This window comes from Gilliamella sp. Occ4-3 (assembly GCF_001690675.1).
In the GTDB taxonomy this organism is placed as follows: Bacteria; Pseudomonadota; Gammaproteobacteria; order Enterobacterales; family Orbaceae; genus Gilliamella; species Gilliamella bombi.
In genome coordinates this window covers 34,021-56,684 of sequence record NZ_LZHR01000114.1, presented here as the reverse complement: position 1 = coordinate 56,684, position 22,664 = coordinate 34,021, and the positions used below count along the sequence as shown (strand labels likewise).

General features: G+C 34.8%; 23 protein-coding genes, 1 tRNA gene and 3 pseudogenes. 14 read left to right on the top strand and 13 right to left on the bottom strand.

What is annotated here, in order from left to right; all coding sequences use genetic code 11:
• The first annotated feature begins 827 nt into the window (after nt 1-827).
• Nucleotides 828-1,277 (top strand): LexA family protein, encoded by a 450-nt coding sequence (locus tag A9G44_RS11550; protein WP_218837596.1) that lies wholly within the window; start codon nt 828-830, stop codon nt 1,275-1,277.
• Nucleotides 1,274-2,539 (top strand): Y-family DNA polymerase, encoded by a 1,266-nt coding sequence (locus A9G44_RS11545; protein ID WP_065611160.1) that lies wholly within the window; start codon nt 1,274-1,276, stop codon nt 2,537-2,539. The genes A9G44_RS11550 and A9G44_RS11545 overlap by 4 nt, the downstream gene beginning before the upstream one ends.
• 317 nt (nt 2,540-2,856) lie before the next feature.
• On the opposite strand, the gene A9G44_RS11540 is transcribed toward A9G44_RS11545, so the two are convergent.
• Together A9G44_RS11540 and A9G44_RS11530 are read right to left on the bottom strand one after the other, a co-directional pair.
• Nucleotides 2,857-4,242 (bottom strand): MFS transporter, encoded by a 1,386-nt coding sequence (locus tag A9G44_RS11540; protein ID WP_065611158.1) that lies wholly within the window; start codon nt 4,240-4,242, stop codon nt 2,857-2,859.
• Between the two features lie 251 nt (nt 4,243-4,493).
• The gene (locus A9G44_RS11530; RefSeq protein ID WP_065611156.1) at nt 4,494-4,730 is read right to left on the bottom strand and encodes a hypothetical protein; all 237 of its coding nucleotides are present in this window, start codon (nt 4,728-4,730) and stop codon (nt 4,494-4,496) included.
• A 379-nt stretch (nt 4,731-5,109) separates the two neighbouring features.
• Here A9G44_RS11530 and A9G44_RS11525 point away from each other — a divergent pair, with 379 nt between their 5' ends.
• Nucleotides 5,110-5,997 (top strand): LysR family transcriptional regulator, encoded by an 888-nt coding sequence (locus tag A9G44_RS11525; protein ID WP_034915225.1) that lies wholly within the window; start codon nt 5,110-5,112, stop codon nt 5,995-5,997.
• A gap of 302 nt (nt 5,998-6,299) precedes the next feature.
• Here A9G44_RS11525 and A9G44_RS13880 read toward each other — a convergent pair whose 3' ends face one another.
• The 4 genes and pseudogenes from A9G44_RS13880 to A9G44_RS14140 form a co-directional block, all read right to left on the bottom strand.
• Entirely contained in the window at nt 6,300-6,419 is a 120-nt protein-coding gene (locus tag A9G44_RS13880; RefSeq protein ID WP_141671687.1) for a transposase, read from the bottom strand.
• Between the two features lie 113 nt (nt 6,420-6,532).
• Nucleotides 6,533-7,369 (bottom strand): MBL fold metallo-hydrolase, encoded by an 837-nt coding sequence (locus A9G44_RS11520; RefSeq protein WP_065611154.1) that lies wholly within the window; start codon nt 7,367-7,369, stop codon nt 6,533-6,535.
• An 11-nt stretch (nt 7,370-7,380) separates the two neighbouring features.
• On the bottom strand, nt 7,381-7,707 hold the full coding sequence (locus A9G44_RS11515) for a hypothetical protein (protein ID WP_034915218.1): 327 nt from the start codon (nt 7,705-7,707) through the stop codon (nt 7,381-7,383).
• Between the two features lie 133 nt (nt 7,708-7,840).
• Nucleotides 7,841-8,005, bottom strand: a pseudogene (locus A9G44_RS14140) (alpha/beta fold hydrolase); the annotation flags it as partial.
• Between the two features lie 118 nt (nt 8,006-8,123).
• Here A9G44_RS14140 and A9G44_RS13360 point away from each other — a divergent pair.
• The 3 genes and pseudogenes from A9G44_RS13360 to A9G44_RS11505 form a co-directional block, all read left to right on the top strand.
• Complete coding sequence (locus tag A9G44_RS13360) at nt 8,124-8,456, top strand: hypothetical protein (protein WP_143426405.1); 333 nt, start codon at nt 8,124-8,126, stop codon at nt 8,454-8,456.
• 231 nt (nt 8,457-8,687) lie between these two features.
• Complete coding sequence (locus A9G44_RS11510; RefSeq protein WP_065611152.1) at nt 8,688-9,728, top strand: hypothetical protein; 1,041 nt, start codon at nt 8,688-8,690, stop codon at nt 9,726-9,728.
• Nucleotides 9,729-9,788: 60 nt separating this feature from the next.
• Nucleotides 9,789-10,448: pseudogene (locus A9G44_RS11505) on the top strand (IS3 family transposase); the annotation flags it as partial.
• 42 nt (nt 10,449-10,490) lie between these two features.
• Here A9G44_RS11505 and A9G44_RS13175 read toward each other — a convergent pair.
• Together A9G44_RS13175 and A9G44_RS11500 are read right to left on the bottom strand one after the other, a co-directional pair.
• Nucleotides 10,491-10,676, bottom strand: a pseudogene (locus A9G44_RS13175) (transposase); the annotation flags it as partial.
• A 205-nt stretch (nt 10,677-10,881) separates the two neighbouring features.
• Nucleotides 10,882-10,969, bottom strand: a tRNA-Ser gene (locus A9G44_RS11500).
• A 194-nt stretch (nt 10,970-11,163) separates the two neighbouring features.
• On the opposite strand from A9G44_RS11500, the gene A9G44_RS11495 reads away from it, so the two are divergent.
• The 6 genes from A9G44_RS11495 to A9G44_RS11470 are packed head-to-tail and all read left to right on the top strand — an operon-like array spanning nt 11,164 to nt 14,678.
• Complete coding sequence (locus A9G44_RS11495) at nt 11,164-11,481, top strand: TusE/DsrC/DsvC family sulfur relay protein (protein WP_065560941.1); 318 nt, start codon at nt 11,164-11,166, stop codon at nt 11,479-11,481.
• A 21-nt stretch (nt 11,482-11,502) separates the two neighbouring features.
• Nucleotides 11,503-11,799, top strand: a complete 297-nt coding sequence (gene ftsB, locus A9G44_RS11490) for a cell division protein FtsB (protein WP_034910028.1) — start codon at nt 11,503-11,505, stop codon at nt 11,797-11,799.
• Nucleotides 11,799-12,512 (top strand): 2-C-methyl-D-erythritol 4-phosphate cytidylyltransferase, encoded by a 714-nt coding sequence (gene ispD / locus A9G44_RS11485; protein ID WP_065590840.1) that lies wholly within the window; start codon nt 11,799-11,801, stop codon nt 12,510-12,512. The genes ftsB and ispD overlap by 1 nt, the downstream gene beginning before the upstream one ends.
• A 4-nt stretch (nt 12,513-12,516) precedes the next feature.
• Nucleotides 12,517-13,002: a 2-C-methyl-D-erythritol 2,4-cyclodiphosphate synthase gene (ispF, locus tag A9G44_RS11480; RefSeq protein WP_065611148.1), complete on the top strand. Its 486-nt coding sequence runs from the start codon at nt 12,517-12,519 to the stop codon at nt 13,000-13,002.
• An 18-nt stretch (nt 13,003-13,020) separates the two neighbouring features.
• Nucleotides 13,021-14,046 carry a tRNA pseudouridine(13) synthase TruD gene (gene truD / locus A9G44_RS11475; protein ID WP_065611146.1) on the top strand — a complete coding sequence of 342 codons (1,026 nt, stop codon included), beginning with the start codon at nt 13,021-13,023 and terminating at the stop codon, nt 14,044-14,046.
• Between the two features lie 5 nt (nt 14,047-14,051).
• On the top strand, nt 14,052-14,678 hold the full coding sequence (locus A9G44_RS11470) for a protein-L-isoaspartate(D-aspartate) O-methyltransferase (RefSeq protein WP_034910017.1): 627 nt from the start codon (nt 14,052-14,054) through the stop codon (nt 14,676-14,678).
• Between the two features lie 102 nt (nt 14,679-14,780).
• Here the strand turns inward: A9G44_RS11470 and pnuC are convergent, their stop codons facing one another.
• Nucleotides 14,781-15,470 (bottom strand): nicotinamide riboside transporter PnuC, encoded by a 690-nt coding sequence (pnuC, locus tag A9G44_RS11465; protein WP_034910015.1) that lies wholly within the window; start codon nt 15,468-15,470, stop codon nt 14,781-14,783.
• Between the two features lie 6 nt (nt 15,471-15,476).
• On the bottom strand, nt 15,477-16,709 hold the full coding sequence (nadR, locus tag A9G44_RS11460) for a multifunctional transcriptional regulator/nicotinamide-nucleotide adenylyltransferase/ribosylnicotinamide kinase NadR (protein WP_034910013.1): 1,233 nt from the start codon (nt 16,707-16,709) through the stop codon (nt 15,477-15,479).
• A 236-nt stretch (nt 16,710-16,945) separates the two neighbouring features.
• On the opposite strand from nadR, the gene A9G44_RS11455 reads away from it, so the two are divergent.
• Entirely contained in the window at nt 16,946-18,532 is a 1,587-nt protein-coding gene (locus A9G44_RS11455; protein ID WP_065611144.1) for a DUF4139 domain-containing protein, read from the top strand.
• Nucleotides 18,533-18,552: 20 nt separating this feature from the next.
• On the top strand, nt 18,553-20,403 hold the full coding sequence (recD, locus tag A9G44_RS11450; protein ID WP_065611142.1) for an exodeoxyribonuclease V subunit alpha: 1,851 nt from the start codon (nt 18,553-18,555) through the stop codon (nt 20,401-20,403).
• Nucleotides 20,404-20,503: 100 nt separating this feature from the next.
• On the opposite strand, the gene A9G44_RS11445 is transcribed toward recD, so the two are convergent.
• From A9G44_RS11445 to A9G44_RS11435, 3 genes are read right to left on the bottom strand one after another with little or no spacing between them, the layout of a single operon-like run.
• Nucleotides 20,504-21,229, bottom strand: a complete 726-nt coding sequence (locus A9G44_RS11445; RefSeq protein WP_034910011.1) for an amino acid ABC transporter ATP-binding protein — start codon at nt 21,227-21,229, stop codon at nt 20,504-20,506.
• Complete coding sequence (locus A9G44_RS11440; protein WP_065608015.1) at nt 21,226-21,927, bottom strand: ABC transporter permease subunit; 702 nt, start codon at nt 21,925-21,927, stop codon at nt 21,226-21,228. Before A9G44_RS11440 ends, A9G44_RS11445 begins: the two co-directional genes overlap by 4 nt.
• 1 nt (nt 21,928) lies before the next feature.
• Complete coding sequence (locus A9G44_RS11435; protein WP_065611140.1) at nt 21,929-22,663, bottom strand: amino acid ABC transporter permease; 735 nt, start codon at nt 22,661-22,663, stop codon at nt 21,929-21,931.
• Nucleotide 22,664 lies beyond the last annotated feature (1 nt).

Genomic DNA, 22,664 nt, shown 5'->3' with positions numbered 1-22,664 from the left:
TTACAAAAATATAATCTAAAAAGTGAATATTTTGTAAATACCCTATAGTGCTTATCTGGAAAATTACGCTTACGCTGTTTGTTTTAGTGTTTTATATTTTATAGAAGTTGTGGTATTCAATATTTAACAGCACATTTCAGCGCTTAAATGGTTGTAAGGTTAACTATAATTTTTAGTCAAATTAGTGACAGTTATTTTTTGATAAAATTGAATTTATATTTTTTTAAATTGTAGTTTATTGATTTATATTTAAAAAAGATGGAGGAAGCGCAGGAAAAGTAAAATTCGAGCAACTCAATTGTTAGGATTAATTACTCTCTAGGTCTTTTAGCTGGAAGAAATCTTTTTTATCAACTAATTCTCTTTGTAATAGTGCTATAAAACTTATACTCCACTAAACGGTTATCATCTTGTAAATGTTGTTCAATGGTTCATGTTTACATTAGGATTCATCATTTCAGCCCTTACAGTCATAATAATAGAAAAATTAAAACACAATATTAAAATAAATAGTCTATTTTTCATGTACAGTTGAACTTACTAATTGATTCAAAAGTTGCTCTTGTAGATAGTGTAGCACGTAGTCTAAACTAAAAAAGTTATTACACTCTGTATTAATCGCTTTGATATATCCAATTTTATTCCTTGATTTGACACTATCAAGCTAACTTATTCACATAGTGCTTTATTTACACTTTTATATTTTTTTACACTAAAATCTGTTGAAGTTCGCATTGTATACTGTATATTTATCCATATTCTTTTTTTGCCACGATAACTAAAAAACAGTGGTGATGTTCTTTCGTTTAGTTTTTAGGAGTATTTTCTTGTACAAATTCAGTTGTATTGTGCTTGGCTGTGTTGATACATCTATTATTAATCAACTACCGTTGGTGGATATACCAGTTAGAGCTGGTTTCCCTTCGCCTGCTGATGATTATTTAGAAGCGAAACTCGATTTAACTGAGCATTTAGTCAAACACCCAAGTGCGACCTATTATATCAAGGCAATGGGTGATTCAATGGTGGATTATGGTGTTTTTAGTGGAGATTTATTAATTGTTGATCGCTCTTTAGAGCCAGTAGTCGGTGATGTGGTCATTGCAGCCATTGATGGAGAGTTAACCTGTAAATGCCTTGGCGTAATTAATGGTCAATATCATTTATTAGCTGGTAATGCGCTTTATCCACCGATCTCATTAGCTGGTAAAGAAGTGCATATTTGGGGAGTAGTGATTCATACGATCCACTCTTTCAGAGGTCGTGGCTATTCGTGATTGGGTTAGTGGATTGTAATAATTTTTATGCGTCTTGTGAGCGAGTGTTTAATCCTAAGCTTGAAGGACAACCGATTGGTATTTTATCCAATAATGACGGCTGTGTTATTGCGAGATCGAATGAGTTGAAACCACTTGTTCCGATGGGTATGCCTGCTTATCAAATTTCCCCGAGTGTTCGTAAAAAAATCACCTTGTTGAGTTCTAATTATGAGCTATACGGTGATATGAGTCAGCGTGTTTTTAATACAGTGCGTGATTATACAGCAGATGTAGAACTGTATTCGATTGATGAAGCCTTTATTTCCTTAACAGGGTTCTTAGATGTTATTTCGCACTGTCAAACAATAAGAACCAAAGTCAAACGTGATACAGGTATTCCCGTCAGTATCGGTATTGCGTCGACACGAACTTTAGCCAAAATAGCCAATTATGTTGCTAAAAAACAACCCACTTACCAAGGAGTTTGTTATTTACCGAATAATAAACCTTTATTGAGTCGAGTCTTGCAGCAGTTTCCTGTGGGTAAAGTGTGGGGTGTTGGAAGGCGTATTTCAGAGAAACTACAATCATTAGGCATCCAGACTGCATGGGATTTGCGGCAAGCAAACACTAAACAAATTAGACAGCAATTTTCCGTGATGCTTGAACGGACGGTGTTAGAGCTACTAGGTACGCCTTGTATCGAATTGGATGATTTATCTATTCCTAAACAGAATATAATGACTTCACGTAGCTTTGGACAGTTAACTGGTGAGCTATTTGATGTGCAAGAAGCGATTCGCGTTCATGCTAGTCGAGGAGCTGAAAAGCTCAGAAAGCAAAGTTCTGTGACTAGTGCCGTACAGGTATTTTTAAAAACTAATCGATTTCGTGAGGATATCGTGCAATATCATCCTTCTATCGTGGTTCCACTGCATTCGCCTACAGATGATTCACGGCTCATTATTCAAGCCGCACAAAAGGGATTGCAGGCTATTTATAAACAAGGTTTTTTGTTTATGAAGGCCGGCGTGGTGTTACTTGACTTACAGGTTAAGCACACCAATACGCAGTATGAGTTATTTGAAACGTTCAATAATATAGAGCAAAAGCAAAAAAGTGATAAGTTGATGCAAGCACTGGATGCCATCAACCAGAAGATGGGTAAACATACGGTGCAATTAGGTAGCGTAAGAAAGCAAGCCCCTTGGCAGATTAAACGTGAATTACTGACTCCGCGTTATACTACTCGGTGGGAAGAGTTGTTAATCGTTAAATGATTATTTTTTAGTTTGATTTAGTAAAACTATGATATTATCGATATAAATGTTTGAATTTAAGTCATTAAAGCAAACACAATTATTCTTATCTCGATTTGGCAATATCTATGATCATTTCAATTGTGTAAGGTGCTTGTGCTCTGCTAAAACCTTTCGAGTTTTAGTCACATATCAATTTGCCAAATGGTCTCTATTACCCGAGTTTCACCCCAAATTATAAATAAAAAATTAGTTATCAAATTTAAACTCATATTAGAAAGTTAATTTGACAGTACCTTTGGAATTTATATACACAATTAATCACCTCTTGAATTTTTTTAACAACGTAGACGTAATGTACTAACAACTGATGATATTGCAGCAATCACACAAGCAATAGAAAAAATATATACACCAAATTCTGCGTTGGTACTCTCCATTAATCCATTTAATAGCGCAATTACCATAGCTACCAATGCAGCACCGATTGACTGCCCAGTCGTTCTGGCTGTAGATAATACTCCAGACGCTGTGACTGTTCGATTTTTTGAAACATTGCTAAACATTTCCTTATTATTTGGCGGGAGAAAAAAACCATAACCAACGCCACAAATGACCACTCGCCACAAGAAGTCACTCACTGTTGCTGCTTCCGATAACAAAGCTAATGAACCTAAACCTATACAAAAAAACATCACGCCAATAGTAGATATATGGGTAGGATTAAAACGGTTTGACAGTCTTCCTGCAATAGGTGCACAACAAGCTACAGCTAGTGGCCACGCTGAAAAGATAAAAGCAGACTCTAGCACAGAATAGTTATAAGTATGTTGTAAAACAAAGGGTAAGCTTACCAACGCAATTCCTTGAGCAACAAACATAGATAGGGAAGAGATCACCGCAAAAGTGTATCGGCGTGAACAAAATATATCAAGCGGTAATAAAGGATGCTTTGAACGAGTCTGGACAGCAATAAATAGGATAAATAAGATCGTTGAAACCACTGCGCAAAATATCAACGAATGATTTTTCCAGCTACCAATTTGATCAACTGTAATCACCATCAAGCCTAATGCTCCTGCCGAGCTAATTGCTCCTGCTAAATCAAAGCCTTTTTCATTTTCATTATCTTTCCCTAATGAGATAAACGAAAAGATTATAGCAAACCCTCCAAGTGGAATGTTGATATAAAAAAGCCATGGCCAAGATAAATAAGAAATAATAATTCCTCCTAATGCTGGGCCGACAGCCGTACCCACCGCAAATACCATCGCATTTAACCCAAATATTGTCCCCAACTTATAAGGTGGAAATATAACTCTGTACAGCCCCAACCCAACGCTAATCATTACAGCGTAACTAATTCCTTGTAGTATCCGCATAGTGACCAGAGCACCAAAGGTTGGAGAAAGGCTACAACCTAAGGAAGAGAGCGTAAATAAAATCATACCTGCTGTATAAAAACGCTTTTCACCAATCCTCGAACCAAGCGATGCACAAATTAGCATCGTGGCTGCGCTAGCAACCTGATAGCCGTTGATAATCCAGATACTAGATGCAGAATCAATTTGTAACGTACAAGCAATGGAGGGTAATGCAATATTAACAATGGAACCATCTAATGCTGACATTAGCACCCCTATCAAAATGGCCGCAGCTGCAAAATAGCGCCTTGGTACATCAAAACCTTGCTCAAGAATACTGCTATTACTTACCAACGACATATTTACAGGTCCTTTATTATAATGAAATTATGCGCAAAAAATTTTTGTCTCTAAACTTTTGCTTTCTAGAAAGGTCATCATTCCAAGAATCAATACTTCTTCTAGCCTAGCTATTACTGGATTACGAGGAGCTTTCCATTCCTGCTTGCTACCGTTGATACGAATACTTCTGAGAAAACAGTAAGCGGTGAGGACATAAAATCGATTGTGCATACTTTCACTAATCAGCGGAAGCATACCCGTAATCCCTTCTAAGGTCTTAACCATAGAGATCTATCTATAATGGGAATGCCCTGACTGTTTTTGCTGAATTGCACACTATTCATCAATCTCAAAAAATCGGCATCAGAAGAGGCAGCTATCGCATACCCTATCGAATCTAACAAACAAAAATGTGCCATGCGGATCGCATCATTATCAGAAGTTGTTTGCTCGTAGGCATAATCAACCAGATCATTCATTACTCTATCAAACTTAGTGTGCACCATATTTTATCCTATTTACGAGTAGAAAGTTTCAATAATTAGCTGCAATTAACACTAGATAACGTATAAAAGTGTATTCGGTTTATCATGTAACTATTTGATTGTGTCACTATTAAGTTATAGAATAGACAAACGATATTAATGCTAAAATCATAATTCTCAGAATAATAAAAAACCAGTGAATAAAATCGTGATGTACATCGAAAAGATTGATACCCATAATAATATTATGTTGAGACAAGCTCATGGAATAGAGTTGTTAGATATGAAGGTTTATTTTTAGCCTAGTACTATCTTTGCTGCGACTATCCTACAAAAGCCCTCTTCTGATAACTAAAAATATTGTTGACATATTTATTCAACACTTAGAAGGAGAGTTAAAATGAAGCTAGATGAACTTCTGGCGTTCGTAACAGTCGTAGACACAGGGAATATAACCCAAGCCGCAGAACGCCTAAATCGAGTGCAGTCTAGTATTTCTCATCGAATACGAAGTCTAGAAGAAAAGCTAGATGTTACATTATTAGATAGGAAAATCGAAGGATGTCTACCTACTACACAGGGTAAGATACTTTATGAATACGCACTTAAAATGCTGAACCTAGCGAATGACTGTAAAAACAACATTTCCTACTCCAAAGATGGTCAGTTGACCATAAGAATTGGAATAATTGAGTGTTTACCCCCCTATATAATTACTGCTTTGATTGATTTTGGTGAAGAGTTGGGTTGGAACATCGATATTTCAATAGGAAACACGATCAGTTTGCTCAACGCTTTTGATAAAAACGAATTTGATGCAGTCATCATTGGAGCAGGTTTTTCTAACAAACGGCATACATGTTTCACATTACTTTCCAGCGAATTAGTGATTGTCACAGAAAAAAATCATTTACCAATCACAAATATATCTAGTCTAGACGGGGAAGTTTTTTTGTTAAGTAGTAAAAAATGTGCCACATCAACTCGCAATTTCAGTGTACTGTTTAATGAAGGTAACATTACGCCTAAACGAGTAATTGAATGTGGATCTTATCCTGTTTTGTTTTCAAACATAGCCGCTGGCAAAGGGGTCTCGCTGGTCTTACGTTGCTCAATCAGTAATGAAATTAAGAACAAAATAAAAATTCATCAGTTAGCTAGAGAGTTTAATGATTTCAAAATTGAGCTTATCTACCGTGTTGATTGTCCCTATTTGGATACTGATAAATTCATTGATATGATGATATCAATATTCCAAGATCCTCGGTTGCACGATATCGGTTATTAACTGACCTGTACGCATGATGCTAGCTCAGACTATGCTATTGAAATATTTTAACACGCAAACTGTTTCACATTGCTCAGATATTAAAGGAATGGGAGAGTATCTTATTGACACAATCCCTTTCTCTCACAATACTATTATCCAAATTCAGAATATAAAATTTATTTCGTTTTCAAGAAGGTGTATGTATATTGACAACGGTTCTTTCTCGAAACTTTGCCAAAATTATTTTCATCAGAGAGACTTCAAAGTATTTCCTTTAAGCGTTTGATATCCGAAGTTTCCATTCCGCCGTATTTTTCTCGTCATTTATAGAAAGTTGAATTACCCATGCCATATTTACGGCACAGCTCTTTAACGGGAATATCAGCTTCAGCTTCTTTTAAAATAGCTACGATTTGATGTTCAGTCATTTTTTTCATCATTAAATCCCCCTTTACTTTTATCATAGAGAATTTTTTAATGTACTATTTTATGGGATAGTTACAATTGATAGCTTACAAAATTATTAAATATGATTTGAAAAAACATTAGTTAATTAATCAGTAAGTACAATTTCATATCCTCTTTTAAGCTTTTGAATATAACCAAAACCTTCACATCCAAAATGAATCCCACCAACAAGAATGTGTTCAGAACTCACCATATCAAGGATGCGAATACGGGTTTCCGCTGCCAATTTAGGATCATAATCGAAAGCAATTGAGACATTCGGTTTTAAAAGTTGGATATGTGGAAAGTGGACGATATCACCCCAAATCAATAAACTACTATTTTTTCCCTCGACTTTATAACCAGTATGTCCCGGTGTATGCCCTTTTAATGATAATGCATGTATACCAGTAAGTACTTCACCTTCATTAACTAATCGCAGATTTTCTTGATACTGTTTGAAAACACTGCGAGCAAAAATAAAATTACCTTTGACACGATCGCTGGAAGAAAAAAACTTTTTGTCATCTTTTAGATAATCATACTCATCTTTACTAATTACTAATTCTGCATTTGGAAATACAGCCTCTCCGTAGGAGTTGATCAAGCCACCTATATGATCGGGATGAGCATGTGTGAGTAATACGGCATCAATATCATTTGGTTTCACCCCAAGTTTAGCCAAATTATTTACTATCCTTCCTCCCCATCCTTTAAAACTACCTGCGCCACTATCAATTAAGATATTTTTACCTTTGCGTTGAACTAAAAAGGCATTAATGTGCACTGAATTAGGTTCATCTTGGCAGGCGTTTTGTTGAATGAAATAACACTCTGTCTCACTAATATTCGCCAGCATTCCAAAATCAACTTTTAAGTAGCCATCACTAACAGCAGTTACTAGTACCTCTCCGAGGTCCTTCATTGCCAATTTATCATTCATACAGTTACCTTTTAGTTTTTTGCGAAAATATTATTGGAATCATAAAGAAAGCAACGAATTCTCGCAATTACGCCGAACTTTTCTTTAATTAATAAATCAACCTGACGTGAGAATTCATTCATGACTGACTCACTACGAAAAACTTCTTGTCTAAGTTTAGCCTCAAAGTATACAGATTCCCCATAACCTACATCCGCAATTAGATAAGCTATATGGATATTATTATCTTTAGCTTTCAGAATCTCTTTGGTAAGTTTGGTCAAAGAAGTAGAAAAATCAGCAAAATCACAAGTTTCTAGGTGATGATCTGATGTTGTATAAATAGTAATACTGGGCATTGAATAACTTTTCCTATATGTAAGTATTTTAGTAATTGTGTGATTATATTATCCTTGATATTAATAAACGCATGCTTTTAATAACATCTAGATACCATTCCGAATTCGGCATCACCACTCCTTAGTTGATCAACATATCCAACCTGACTACCCGATAACGCTCGGTTAATCGCGGCATTTGCAAATCCCATAGGTGCAAATCCGTTCCCAGAAAGTGTAGAAGAATCAGCGTTGTTGCATTTTCAGGACCCTGTACATCATCGATATGCTGAGTTAATTTCAGTGGTCTAATAAACATTTATACCTTCATATAATTATTTTTACTTATATCATGTGGTTCCATATTGTTAATATTATTAGAATAATTTCTTTTCTTACGCTAATGGATAATTTCGATATCCGCATCGAAATGGTTGATGACCGAAAAAGAATTCATTAATTACAGTGGTATTGTCAAATTAATTTTTTCTGACTTTTTTAATAAACAGTTTAGCCGCTTTACTCTCTCTTTTTCTTGTATTAACAAATCAGAAGCAGATAATGTAAGATACTCTAACTGTGTTGATATTGCTGTTGTGCGCTTGAATCTATTGAGTGATGGAAGCATGATACATTACACTTACAAGGAAAAGAGACGGGTGTCGCCGCCAAACAGGACTATTTCATTTGTATTTTTTTTACAAAAATCCACCAAAAAACTAGCCAACTATTTTTTAAACGGCTATACTTTTACGGTTATAGGAAAATAAGCTTATTAAATAAGCAAATAATTATAAAAAATCTAAATAAAACAAAATATTACTTGACAGGTAAACAATAATGCATTATCATTTCTGGCACAAGGCACAAGGCACAAGCACTGGCAAACCTACGATTTAAATTTATTAAATAATCCTATTCGCCGAGTTTTTGCACGAAACTCATTTATATTTTCCAAATTATCTCTCAAATTACCCCGAAAACTCTTGTTGGTGTTGGGCGTGTTATTATTGCCATATTCATGGAGTTTAGAAGCATTAACTAGTAAAAATGGTCGCGTAAAAAATCATCGTAGTGATGCCATAATATTACCGTCGTTCGAAAACCCGTGTCTAAAATATGGTACAGACGGAGATGCAGGTTCAGTTGATTTATGGATATGGATATCGAATCCTGATTATTTTGAGCCAAGTGCGCCATTGGTTTGTTATGCTCAACCTAATTTATCAAACGATTCCAGTAATAATACTGAATATAAAGATTTAGATGGTCCTGATTGGGTAAAAGGAAAAGGATTTGTACCACAAGATATAAACAATCCACAACGTAATTTCCCATCGACAGGAACAAATAATGTTTATTTTTATTTATTATTAGCAAACGTAACGCCCGAAGAGATTATCTCAGCTAATGGCGCTAGAGTATTCCCGGAATCAGGGAGTGGAGTTAGTTTAGCTTTATCATCTGCAATAACACCAGGTTGGGGAAAAGGCTCACGAGATGTAGCTTTAAAGATAGTACTAAAAGGACCAGTAAACAGTAGTGCTAATAAAAACTTTAGTCCATCTACATTTAAGCTTTATTCTGATAGAGCCAAAAGTAACGTCTTGTATAGCTTTAAAATTGAAAGATGGTATATAGCACAAGGGGTTGGTATAAATGCTTCAGCTAGTAAGACAAAAGATTATTGCAATCAAATTGGTTATCGGATGCCGAGTGTTGCAGATTATACTAATGCAAATAATGATGATATTTGGACAGGAGGTATTCCTGGAAGAAATATCAATGGTTATCGCCGACAATTAAGCTATCGCGGCGGTAATGGCAAGTGGATTGGTGGGCTATTTAATGAATGGGGAACTTTGTTTAATCATCCTAATCACTATTTAGGTCTTGACGACTGGGAAACTAAGCATCCTTATGATTGGTATTGGACAATCGATACATACAAGGGAAAATCAATTCGAGTCGATCTAGGGGATGGGGATTTAGGTTATGAATTAACTTTTAACCTATATAGAGCTGCTTGTGTTAAGCCTTAGTTAAATTTGTTTTATCTGTTCTGTAAATAGTTTGACTCCGTAACTTTTTATCGTGCTTATGGTACAAGGCGTCTGCAAGCAGAGCTGAGAAAGCAAGGCATAACCGTATCTCGACGCCGAATAGGTCGAATCATGGCGAAAAATGGCTGGGTTTCGAAATACACCTGTAAAAAATATTGTATTCATACAGAAAAAAGCAATGAATCGCTGGTAGGGAATGAACTGAATCGAGAATTTGATATAGGTCAACCACGAAAGATATTGGTGACCGATTTAACCTATGTAAGGGTTAAACAACGTTGGCACTACCTTTGTGTAATTGTTGATATCAGTAATCGAGAAATAGTGGGGCGAAGTGCTGGCCGGCATAAAACAGCGGCACTGGTCATGCAAGCTATGAGTCAAATTCCAATGAATTTACAGACGATTGAGTTGTTTCATTCTGATAGAGGAAAAGAGTTTGATAATCATTTGATTGATGAATGTTTAACAGCATTTGGAATTAAACGGTCGTTAAGTCGCAAAGGCTGCCCCTATGATAATGCAATTGCAGAAAGCACATTCAAAGCAGTGAAAACAGAATTTGTGTCAAATACTATTTTTGATTCACTGGCGCAACTTAAATTGGAATTTAATCACTATGTGGATTGGTTTAATTATAATCGACTTCATTCAACATTAAATTACCAGTCGCCGATTGAATACAAAAGAAATCGATGACCTTATCTTTTTGGTACTAAAAAGTGTGGACATACCACTCAGTTCGGCAAACATCTGCTTAAGCTTGCGGTTTTCAGCCTCCAGCTTCTTTAAGCGTTTGATATCCGAAGTTTCCATTCCGCCGTATTTTTCCCGCCATTTATAGAAAGTTGAATTACCCATGCCATATTTACGGCACAGTTCTTTAACGGGAATACCCGCTTCAGCTTCTTTTAAAATAGCCACGATTTGAGTTCAGTCATTTTTTTCATAATTAATCCCCTTTACTTTTATCATAGAGAATTTTCTACTTTTTTGCTGTACTCTTTTTAGGGGATGGTTACAGTATTTGATGAAAAATACAAAATAATCCAAGTATATTTCGGTGGGCGTTTAAATAGTGGATTTAAGTGGACTTCTATGGACAACTGTGGAATTTGCCACAATAAGAAGATGGCGGAAGCGCAGAGATTCGAACTCTGGGAGGGTCGCCCCTCGCCGGTTTTCAAGACCGGTGCTTTCAACCGCTCAGCCACACTTCCGCAATGGCTGTGAATATTAAAGTAGACTTGCTTATTTGTAAATAGCTATTTTAATTTTTTTTATCGTTTGCTTTAAATTTCATCAAATTTTGAAGAAATTAAACAAACAATAACGTATTCGTCTGCAAAATTAGTGTTGGATTTTGATTAATTGAGTATAATACAACGCAAATAAAATAACGTACTTTGAAAAAATGTTAGAGCAGATAGAAACTGATGAGAAAGGCTATTTAAAAAATTGGCAGGATTGGACTGTTGATTTAGTTCCAGAATTGGCAGCCAAAGAGTCCATTGAATTAACCGATGCCCATTGGGAGGTTATTTTATTTGTTCGTGATTTTTACTTAGAATATAAAACCTCACCAGCTATTCGAGCTTTAGTCAAAGCAATGGAAAAAAAGTTTGGTGCAGAAAAGGGCAATAGTCGTTATTTGTATAAATTATTTCCAGACGGTCCTGCTAAACAAGCAACTAAACTTGCAGGCTTACCAAAACCAGTTAAATGTATATAGATAAAGGATAATACTAAATTCATGAGAAGATGGAAGCTACCTTTATTGTTATTAGCTGTATTGGGTTATCTGCAATATTCTTTATGGTATGGCAAAAATAATGTGTACGATTATCAAGATAATGTAGAAATGTTAGTCAGTTTGCGTGCCGATAATGAGAAGTTAAAGACTCGTAACGAACAGATGTTTGCTGAAATTAACGATTTGCAACGTGGCTATGAGGCAATAGAAGAGCGTGCTCGTAGTCATTTGGGTATGGTTAAACCTGATGAATATTTTTATCGAATTATAATTGATTCGGATACTAAAAAACGATAATGCATAACTTGAATAATCTTAATGATATCATTGCTATTGTACCGGCAGCAGGAGTTGGTTGCCGTATGAATAGTCAAATCCCTAAACAATATCTAAAAGTTGGTTCGAAGACCGTTTTAGAACATACTCTAAATAAATTATTAACGCATCCTCAAATCGCTCAAGTTATTGTTGTGATTAGCTCAGAAGATAATATATTTAATACCCTTTCAATTGCTCAGCACGATAAGATTAAAGTTGCTTTAGGTGGCAAAACTCGAGCTGATTCTGTTTTAGCCGGATTAAAATTGCTAAATGATGAACAGTGGGCTTTAGTTCATGATGCGGCAAGACCTTGTGTGACTCATTGTGATATTACTCGGCTGATTGAAACAGTAACAACTAAAAAACAAGGCGGTATATTAGCCACTCGTGTTAGTGATACGATTAAGCGAGCTTGTCAAAATAATGATACCATTATTGATTATTCTGAAGATCGGACTTATTTATGGGGCGCTGCTACTCCTCAACTGTTTAATGCTGGCGAACTAAAATCATGTTTGCAACAAGCTCTAAATGATCATGTTGCCATCACTGACGAAGCTTCAGCCATTGAGTATTGTGGTGGGCATCCTTTATTAATTGAGTGTCGTGGGGATAATATAAAAATAACCCGTCCTGAAGATTTAGCATTGGCTACTTTTTATTTAACTAAGCAGATTCCAAATAGGTAAAAGTATGAGAATAGGTCATGGATTTGATGTTCATAAGTTTGGTGGAGAGGGTCCTATAACTCTTGCTGGGGTAAAAATTCCTTATCAATATGGCCTTGTTGCTCACTCTGATGGTGATGTTGTGTTACATGCAATAACCGATGCTTTAATTGGCGCATTGGCATTAGGTGACATCGGTAAGCTATTTCCTGATACAGATCCTAAATATAAGGGTATAGATAGTCGAATATTATTGAAGGATGTGTATACCCTTGTTCAAGCTAAAGGTTATGAATTAGTTAATTTAGATACTACTATTATTGCCCAAGAACCTAAAATGCGACCGCATGTTGATCAAATGCGAGTTAATATAGCAGAAGATCTGAAAGTTCATTTTGATCAAATTAGTGTAAAGGCAACAACAACTGAACAATTAGGCTTTACTGGGCGTAAAGAAGGCATTGCTTGCCAAGCGGTAGTGTTATTAAGTAAAAAATCCGAAACAGTTTAAATTATACAATAGGCAATAATAGTGTTAGCACAACTTAATTATTTATATGGCAAACCGACCACTAAAGGACAATACAAGCAACAATACGAAGATTTTAATGTGACAGAAGATCTTGGCTTTGAGTTGACTGGTGAAGGCGAACATGTTTTAGTTTTTTTGCAAAAACGTGATTGTAATACCATTTTCGTGGCAGAGCAGTTGGCTAAATATGTGGGAATTTCAACCAAGCTAGTAAGTTATGCTGGTTTGAAAGATCGCCAAGCGGTGACTGAGCAGTGGTTCAGTTTACATATGCCAGGTCAACAAACGCCAGACTTTTCGGCATTTAATTTGGCGGGTTGTAAAATATTAAAAGTCACGCGGCATAATAAAAAATTAAAAATTGGCGCATTAAAAGGTAATTATTTCAAAATTATTTTAAAATCGTTAAATAGTCAATCTGAAATTGAATCTAAACTAGCATTAATCAAACAGCATGGTGTGCCTAATTATTTTGGTGAGCAGCGTTTTGGTCGTGATGAAAATAATATTACTCAGGCTATAAAATGGGCCAATGGCGAAATTTCGGTTAAGGATCGAAAAAAACGTAGCTTTTATCTTTCTGCGGCGCGAAGTGCGATTTTTAATAATATTGTCAGTCAACGCATTACCCAAAGTTTGCATCAAACCGTGCTCAATGGCGATATATTACAATTAGCGCATCGTGGTAGCTGGTTTATTGCTCAAGCAGACGAATTAGTTCAGTTACAAATGCGTTTAGAACAAGGCGAGATCAATATTACTGCACCAATGGTGGGGGATTCACCACTAGGTACATTATTTGATGCGCTGGAGTTTGAGCAAAAATGTTTAGAAAGTTGGCCTGAATTTAATGATCTATTAAAAAAAGAGCGAGTAGAAACAGCAAGACGGTCAATATTGTTACGAGCAGAGCAGCTTAATTGGCAATGGTTAGATGAGCATAGTCTCGAACTCAATTTTTATTTGCCATCAGGTTGTTATGCAACAAGTGTGATACGTGAACTAATAATAGAAAATGAGTAGCCCAAATGCAAAATCTAAAAATGCAATCCCTAATTGAATTCTTACGGCAACAAGGAATAAAAGACGAGCGCGTTTTAGATGCTATTGCGTCAATTCCTCGTGAACATTTTGTTGATGAGGCGCTTTCGCATCAAGCTTACGATAATCGTCCATTGCCAATAGGAAACGGTCAAACTATTTCTCAGCCTTATATCGTAGCAAAGATGACTGAACTATTAAAATTAGAGCCTAATTCAAAAGTACTTGAAATTGGAACAGGGTCGGGATATCAAACGGCTGTTTTAGCAAAGTTAGTCGAAAATGTCTGCTCGGTAGAACGAATAAAAAGTCTACAATGGAATACCAAACGCCGTTTAAAGCAACTTGATATTCATAACATTGCAACACGCCATGGTGATGGTTGGTTAGGTTGGCCTGAACGTGGACCATTTGATGGCATCATTGTTACAGCCGCCGCATCTGAAGTGCCACAAAGCTTACTAGGACAGTTAGCCGATAAAGGACGTTTAGTTATTCCTGTTGGCGAAAATAAACAGGTTTTACAATTAATTGAGCGTGATGGAGATAATTTTGTAGCTAAAAATATGGGCGAGGTTATATTCGTGCCTTTGGTTAAAGGGGATGTTGAATAATTAGACTGCATCTCAAATAAAAAATAGAAAATAAAGCACTTATTTTCTATTTTTATACTTAAACACAGTCTTTCCTGAAACTTTTTAACAAAATTGGAATATTTACTCTGGCTGCTCAGAGCGTTTCCATTCACAAATTCCATAAATGGCATTAAACAGATAGATTAAATATTGTGTTGCGATAATGATATTGTCGGTATAGATATTTAAACCAATTACCAGTACATTTAATATAACCCATAAATACCAGTTAAACGCATATCGCATCATCAATAATAATTGAGCAACAATGCCTAGACCAAATATAAAACAGTTAGTTATTAGTTGGTAGGTTGTATTAGTTGCACCAATTTTATCCGTTAAATAAATATTAATAAAAGCGGCAATAATAAGAAATATGATTGTATATAAAAATGTGGTTTCATTGAGTGAGCGAACTTTAACGTTTTTATTATTATCAAGGTTCTTTTGCCAAGTGAATAAACCATAGATGTGTGAACAAAAATAGTAGATTGGCGGTAGTCCTGCACCAATATTGCCGCCAAGAATATTAGCACAACATTCTGCAACAACGGCAAACATACCTAATACATTTCCCATGTTTTTACGTTTTGCTAATAAGATAACGCATAGCAGACCGCAAAAAGCGCCTATGTAAGAAGTAGCATAGCGTAAATCAAATTCAGTAAATGGGTCAGTGTATAAAAATGCTAGTGTTACACATAATATACAAAAAAATGGATAGAATTTATTACGTCCAATTAAAATGGCAAGATTGCTTAATTTATTCATAATTTATTACTCTTCATCATTAATAAGTTGATTAACTAGTTCAATGCAGCGTAAATAACGTTCTTCGTAATCGGGAGATTCTATTTCTATATATTTGATATTATTTTTTTCTAATAACGTTATTAATAGTTTTTGAAAATCTTTACGTTGTTTTGGACTGCCTAAATGACGTAAACCATCAGCGACCCATGGCGTGTTATTACCGAGTAAAATCACTAAATCAAAACGATAGTTATTGATCATAGCTTGTAAAAATGGATGTTCTTTACCTTCATATTTTTTACAAAAAGCTTGAGTTGTCACAAAATCGGTATCAATAAACGAAACTTTATTGGCATGTTTTATGGCAAAATCGATATATTGTGCATGCCCTAATGCGATTTTATCGTAGTCAGCATACTGTAATGCGCGTTCGTCCCCGCCAAGTTGAGAAAATACATAATCCCGACCATATTCCCATGCACTGGTTGTGTTAAATACGTTTGCTAGTTTATTAACTAAAGTTGATTTACCACTAGATTCTCCCCCTAAAATGGCAATAGTTCTAACAAAAAAAGGTCTAACTTCGGTTGGAATGTATTGCCAGTTTTTCAGCGGTGCTTGACGGATTTGAGTACCACTTATTTGCATAAATTGTCGTTTTGGATCAATTAAGACAGTTTCTAGATCAAACAAATCTTTATACATAGCGACATCTTGCGGTTCACTTGAGTAAACATAATCTGGCTTTATGCCTTTTTCTTGAAATAGTTTCTTTACTCGTTCACTCCACTCATGCCAGCCATTTGGGTAAGCTGGAATGCCGTCTTCTTCTAATAATTCAATGTGGATATTTTTTTGATATTTAAAAGTTTGCAGTAGCCAACGAATTCTATCATTAATAGTTGGTTGGCGAGACATAGCACTTTGTTTAAAAAGCGCTTCGTCGCGTTGAGTATCAGAACAAAGAATAACATATAACTCATCAACCTGACTAATTGCTCGTTGAATAAGATAAATATGCCCAGTATGTAAAGGATAAAATTTGCCAAAAATCACACCCACTTTTTTATTTTTGGTTGGTTCTTCAATTTGTAAATATTGATGGAGTGATTGTAATTTTTGTGCACTTGGATTTTTAATTTTATCATTAATGAGTTGACTAAGATAACCTTTAGTCATTTGGCAAGCATCGGCTACAGTCTGTAAAGATATATTCTTACGTTTGATTGCTTTTTTTAGATAACTGAAGTTACTCATATAGTCCCCTTATTTTGTTTTTTATTTTAAACAAAATATAAATCATTTTTATTTTTTGTTCAATATATTAAACGTAAAATAATTTATTTTTTTTACAACTATGTTAAAATTAATAGCAATTAAACAGATAAAATAACGACTCTATTACCATTGTTAAAGAGAATTATGTGCCGTTTAACTTATAACATAATTATATTTAAATAGTTATGAATTAGTTTTTACTTCAAAGGAAATATATGAAAATTCAGAAATTAGCTTTTTTAATTGCATTTGCTTCTAGCAGTGTTTTTGCAAACAATAATGTAACACTTAATAAAGTCACGCTTTTTTTGCAAGGTGCAGAATTACAAGGGCAATCAACGGTGTCGTTAACCAAAGGGGAAAATGAAATTTTATTGACAGGAATTGCTGATGGTGTCAAAACTAATTCAATTAATGTGGGATTTGGTAATAATGCTAATGTAAAAGTATTGTCAACGTCATTAGATGATAGTTATGAAGGTGATAATAAAGAAAGTGAAGATATTAAGCCTTTACTTAATGAGTTAAAACAGTTACAAGAAAAATTTGATACCACTGAAGTGCAATTAAAAGCCGTATCTGAACAAGTTAACCTTTTACAAGGCAATCGTTTGGAGCAATTAGTTAAAAATGCAAATGATAATTTTAATGAGATGAAAAATACTTTGGATTTTGTCAAGAGCAATTTAGTTTCGACATTAAACGAACAAAATAGACTCCAAAAAGAAGTCAATCAAATAGAAGAGCAAATAGCACAATGCCAAGATAAGATCGATAAACAGAAAGCTTTGATAAAAAACACAACCAATGCAATTATCGTGAAAATTTATTCTGATAAAGATGTTACACTGCCAGTTACCTTGTCCTATGTTACGAATAAAGCTGGTTGGGCGCCGATTTATGATGTACGTGTTACTGATGTCAGTGCTCCGTTACAACTAACATATAAAGCCGATATTTATCAAAATAGTGGTTTAGATTGGCAAAATATTGATTTCAGTTTATCAACTTCTAAGCCAAGTGAAGGCATAACTGCTCCAGATTTAGCTCCTTGGTATATTGACATGTATACTGAAAAAGGTGGGTTCTTTTTCACTAAGAGTGAGAAAGATTACGATGAAATCAGTGCAAGAAAGTCAAGATCAGTTTACGCTAATGATGATAATGCATTAACCAATACATTGGGTATTAATACCCGTTTTGAGGTTAAATTACCTTATACCATTAAATCCAATAGTAAGAATAATATCCTTACATTACAAAATAAAGAAGTTCAAGCAGAATATCATTATATTGCTATTCCTAAATTAGATAACAGTGTGTACTTACAAGCACAAATTATTGATTGGGATAAGCTTAATCTTTTACCAGGAAGGTCGACAGTCTTTTTTAATGGTAATTATGTTGGCGAAAGCTTTATTACCACTAAAGATCTAAAAGAGACACTCGATATATCTTTAGGAAAAGATAAAAATATTTTTATTTCACGTGACCGTAATGTTAATGAAACATCAAAACCTTCGTTATTTGGTAATGATATTTCACAAAAATATGCTTATACCATTGATGTAAAAAATGCCAAAACACTGCCTATTGATATTGTTGTTTATGATCAACTACCAACGATAGTCAATAAATCAGTTTCACTTGATGATGCAAAATATGACGGTGCAAGCTACAATAAAGAAACAGGCGAATTAGCATGGAAATTTAAGTTAAACCCAAGTGAAAATAAAAATCTTAACTTAAGTTTTAAACTGACTTATCCAAAAGATAAAGTTAACGATATAATTGGTTTATAAGTTAATAACAGAAATAGAATATGTTAAACGAGTGGTTAAACCAATTTAAACAAGATAGCCAAAGTAGTTTGCTTGATATTCATTTGGCAACGTTTTTGACGAATAAAGCAATGTTAAATGATGATATTACTATCAAACGTTTTAGTTTTTTGGTTCTATCACTAAGTAAAGAGGTTAGATCGGGTCATGTTTGTCTAGATCTTGCTTATTTAGATGCATCAACGATTGAATCACAGCTTTGGTTACAATTAGATTCGCCAAATGTGCAAGATTGGAAAATTGCTCTTGAACAAGCTTATGATAGTCAGGTTGTAAGTGATGGAACAAATTTGTCTCCGCTTATTTTTATTGAAAATAAACTTTATTTTCAAAGAATGTGGTTAGATGAACAAAATGTAGCTCAATATTTCAATCATACAGCTTTAGATAAAGAACTTAGCTACAATACTGATTTAACCACTGTACTTAATCAACTTTTTATTCAGAATCAAACCGAAATTGATTGGCAAAAAGTAGCAGTTGCTGCTGCGTTAACACGCAAAGTTGCTATTATTTCTGGTGGACCAGGTACGGGTAAAACAACTACTGTTGCCAAAATTTTAGCCGGAATTTTGTTAACCAATCCGCATGCTCGAATTATTACATCGGCACCTACAGGAAAAGCGGCATCAAGGTTAACCGAATCACTGAGTCGCACAATCGAGCAACTTGATTTTGCATCACTAAATATAAAAGCAGAAGCAATCACTTTACATCGTTTATTAGGTGCAAAAGCAGATAATCGTTCATTTAAGCATGATAAGAATAATCCATTGCATGTCGATGTGTTAGTCATTGATGAAGCATCTATGGTTGATTTAAATATGATGGCAAGAGTAATTGAAGCATTACCTAATTCTGCTCGTTTAATTTTGTTAGGTGATAAAGATCAACTTTCATCAGTTGAAGCCGGAGCCGTGTTTGGTGACCTTTGTACCTTTATTTCGCATGGTTATAGCGAAGCACGGGCAAAAGAGCTAAGTCAATTGACTGGTTATGATGTGCCAGCTTGCCAGCAAACAGCAAAAATTACTGATAGCATTTGTTTATTACAAAAAAGTTATCGTTTTAACGAATCATCTGGTATTGGCTTGTTGGCTAATGCAGTCAAAGCTGGGAGCTCAACTTCTGTTAAAAAATTGTTATTAGATGAATCACTGAGTGATATTCGGTATCATGCTCTTTCTTCACAACAAGCTTATGAAGATGTTTTACACGATAGTATTAATCATTATAAACATTATTTAAATGTGATTAAGCAGAATGGAACTAATGATATAGCGTTGGTTTTATCTAAATTTGCTGAATATCGCTTACTTTGTGCTGTCAGAGAAGGACATTTTGGTGTCGAAGGTTTAAATAAACAAATTGAATTACTTTTAGCCAAAAACAAATTAATTTATTTGAAAAATAAAGAAGCATGGTATGTTGGCCGACCCATCATGATATTACGTAATAGTGCTTCATTAGGGCTATATAATGGTGATATTGGCATTACATTAAAAGCTGAGCATGATAGTTCAAAATTGCGTGTTTATTTCCCTTTTGCTGATGGATCTATTAAAGGATTTTCTCCATTCCGATTACCCGAACATGAAACGGCTTATGCCATGACAATTCATAAATCACAAGGTTCAGAATTCGATGATGTAAATATTATTTTACCAACTGATAATTCGCCGTTACTTAATCGTTCTTTACTTTATACTGCTATTACCCGTGCTAAAAAAACAGTTTCAATTTATGCGACTGAAGCTATCTTGTTACAAGCAATTAAATCACAAACGCAAAGGCATAGTGGTTTAGTCAGTTTATTGCAAAATAATAGCTGATTCTGTTTTGATAAGCATATTTGAGTTTATTTTTTGAAAGATGATGTGTAATTCGAGGAAGAAATAATAAAACAGGGCTAAAAGCCCTGTAATAATTAAATTAATGGATAATTTTAGCTAAGAAGTCTTTAGCACGATCTGATTGTGGATTAGTAAAGAACTGCTCTTTTGAGGTATCTTCAATAATTTCACCAGCATCCATAAAGATAACTCGGTGGGCTACCTTACGCGCAAAGCCCATTTCATGAGTAACCACCATCATAGTCATACCTTCATAAGCCAGTTCAACCATAACATCTAGCACCTCGTTTACCATTTCAGGATCTAGTGCTGAGGTTGGTTCATCAAACAACATAACAATAGGATCCATACATAACGCACGAGCGATCGCTACACGTTGTTGTTGACCACCAGAAAGCTGAGCAGGGTATTTATCTGCATGGGCAAGTAAACCAACACGCTCTAAAAGATTAAGCGCTTTTTCTCGAGCTTCTTCGTCTGTTCGACCTAAAACTTTAATTTGTGCAAGTGTTAGATTTTTTAAAATAGTTAAATGTGGAAACAGTTCAAAGTGTTGAAATACCATACCTACTTTGGAGCGTAATTTTGCTAAGTTAGTCGCTTTATTTGTAACTTCTGTTCCATCAATAATAATTTTGCCTTTTTGTACAGGCTCTAAACAATTTACAGTTTTTATCAGGGTTGATTTTCCTGAACCTGAAGGACCACAAACAACAACAACTTCGCCTTTACCAACTCGAGTGGTGCAGTTTTTTAATACCTGAAATTGTCCATACCATTTTGAAATATTTTCTAAGGAGATCATCGAGTAATCCTTTTCTTGAAATAATTAACCAAACATGAAGCAGTAAAACAAATTATAAAATAACTTGCAGCTGCAAAAATAATCATAGAATACTTGACGGTACCACCTTGTGTATTACCAATTTGCGACACACTTGCGCCAAATAGATCAATTAAGCTCATGACATAAACTAGAGAGGTATCTTGGAATAAGATAATACCTTGTGTCAATAACAATGGCACCATAGATCTAAATGCTTGCGGTAAAATAATTAAACGCATTGCTTGGCTTTTAGTCATACCTAATGCATAGGCTGCATAATATTGACCTTTGGCAACAGCATTGATACCCGCACGAATGATTTCAGAATAATACGCAGCTTCGAACAGCGCAAAAGCAATCATCGCTGAAGCAATACGCACATCCGCATAAGGTGGCAAGTTAAATAGGTATTTAATAACTTGAGGGAGTGCTAAATAGAACCACAACAACACTAATAATAGTGGAATAGAGCGGAATAAGTTGACATAGCATTTAGAAAAAACGTTAAGCACTCTATTATTTGATAAACGCATTAATGCCAATACTGTTCCCCAAATAATACCGAAAACCACAGCAGTAAAGGTGATTTTGGTTGTTAACCATAATCCACTTAATAATAAGTGATAGTTATCTAATACTAATGAAGGTATATTGGCAATCCAATGAAATAACTGCATCTTATCCTCCATGATTCATATTAGGTAAACGAGTATGTTTTTCAACGATTCGCATGACAGTAATCACCACATAGTTAATCAGCATAAAGGCAATCGTGACACCACACAATATTTCGATAATGCTATTGGTTGACTCATTAATGCGATCAATTTCACCAATTAAATCAATTAATCCTATTGTTGATGCAACCGATGAATTTTTAATAATATTGGTCATCTCTGATGTTAATGGTGGAATAATTCGTCGATATGCATTTGGTAATAAAACGTACATATAAGCTTGTCGATTAGTTAAACCAAGTGCAATAGCGGCATATCGTTGGCCTTTAGGTAAAGTTTGAATACCTGTTCGTACTTGTTCTGCTATACGCGCAGATGTAAATAGTCCTAAAGCAATAGCAGCAGTGATAAATGCGCTTATATTTGGCGATAAATAAGAAGTAAACCAAATTCGTAGACTACCACTTAATATTATCGGTAGTATCATATACCACAAAAACATTTGAACAAGCAATGGTATATTACGAAATAGCTGAATATAACCCGCTGCAAAGTTATTTAGAAACTGATTTTCTAAAGTTCTACATATCCCCACAAGTGACCCTAGCACAAAAGCAATGATCCAAGCAGTGGCTGCTAATGAAACTGTCACAAAAATGCCATCTAATAGCCAATTTAAATAAATCCCATCACCATAAGGAGTATGTTCAAAAAATAGGGTCCAATTAAAACTCATA

Coding starts and splice junctions, on each gene's coding strand:
- A9G44_RS13880 (WP_141671687.1), bottom strand. CDS start 6,419: ATGATGAAAAAAATGACTGAACATCAAATCGTAGCTATTTTAAAAGAA.
- ftsB (WP_034910028.1), top strand. CDS start 11,503: ATGAGAAGATGGAAGCTACCTTTATTGTTATTAGCTGTATTGGGTTAT.
- A9G44_RS11540 (WP_065611158.1), bottom strand. CDS start 4,242: ATGTCGTTGGTAAGTAATAGCAGTATTCTTGAGCAAGGTTTTGATGTA.
- A9G44_RS11530 (WP_065611156.1), bottom strand. CDS start 4,730: ATGGTGCACACTAAGTTTGATAGAGTAATGAATGATCTGGTTGATTAT.
- A9G44_RS11495 (WP_065560941.1), top strand. CDS start 11,164: ATGTTAGAGCAGATAGAAACTGATGAGAAAGGCTATTTAAAAAATTGG.
- A9G44_RS11525 (WP_034915225.1), top strand. CDS start 5,110: ATGAAGCTAGATGAACTTCTGGCGTTCGTAACAGTCGTAGACACAGGG.
- A9G44_RS11445 (WP_034910011.1), bottom strand. CDS start 21,229: ATGATCTCCTTAGAAAATATTTCAAAATGGTATGGACAATTTCAGGTA.
- A9G44_RS11435 (WP_065611140.1), bottom strand. CDS start 22,663: ATGAGTTTTAATTGGACCCTATTTTTTGAACATACTCCTTATGGTGAT.
- A9G44_RS11515 (WP_034915218.1), bottom strand. CDS start 7,707: ATGCCCAGTATTACTATTTATACAACATCAGATCATCACCTAGAAACT.
- A9G44_RS13360 (WP_143426405.1), top strand. CDS start 8,124: ATGACCGAAAAAGAATTCATTAATTACAGTGGTATTGTCAAATTAATT.
- ispD (WP_065590840.1), top strand. CDS start 11,799: ATGCATAACTTGAATAATCTTAATGATATCATTGCTATTGTACCGGCA.
- ispF (WP_065611148.1), top strand. CDS start 12,517: ATGAGAATAGGTCATGGATTTGATGTTCATAAGTTTGGTGGAGAGGGT.
- nadR (WP_034910013.1), bottom strand. CDS start 16,709: ATGAGTAACTTCAGTTATCTAAAAAAAGCAATCAAACGTAAGAATATA.
- A9G44_RS11520 (WP_065611154.1), bottom strand. CDS start 7,369: ATGAATGATAAATTGGCAATGAAGGACCTCGGAGAGGTACTAGTAACT.
- A9G44_RS11440 (WP_065608015.1), bottom strand. CDS start 21,927: ATGCAGTTATTTCATTGGATTGCCAATATACCTTCATTAGTATTAGAT.
- recD (WP_065611142.1), top strand. CDS start 18,553: ATGTTAAACGAGTGGTTAAACCAATTTAAACAAGATAGCCAAAGTAGT.
- A9G44_RS11455 (WP_065611144.1), top strand. CDS start 16,946: ATGAAAATTCAGAAATTAGCTTTTTTAATTGCATTTGCTTCTAGCAGT.
- pnuC (WP_034910015.1), bottom strand. CDS start 15,470: ATGAATAAATTAAGCAATCTTGCCATTTTAATTGGACGTAATAAATTC.
- A9G44_RS11470 (WP_034910017.1), top strand. CDS start 14,052: ATGCAAAATCTAAAAATGCAATCCCTAATTGAATTCTTACGGCAACAA.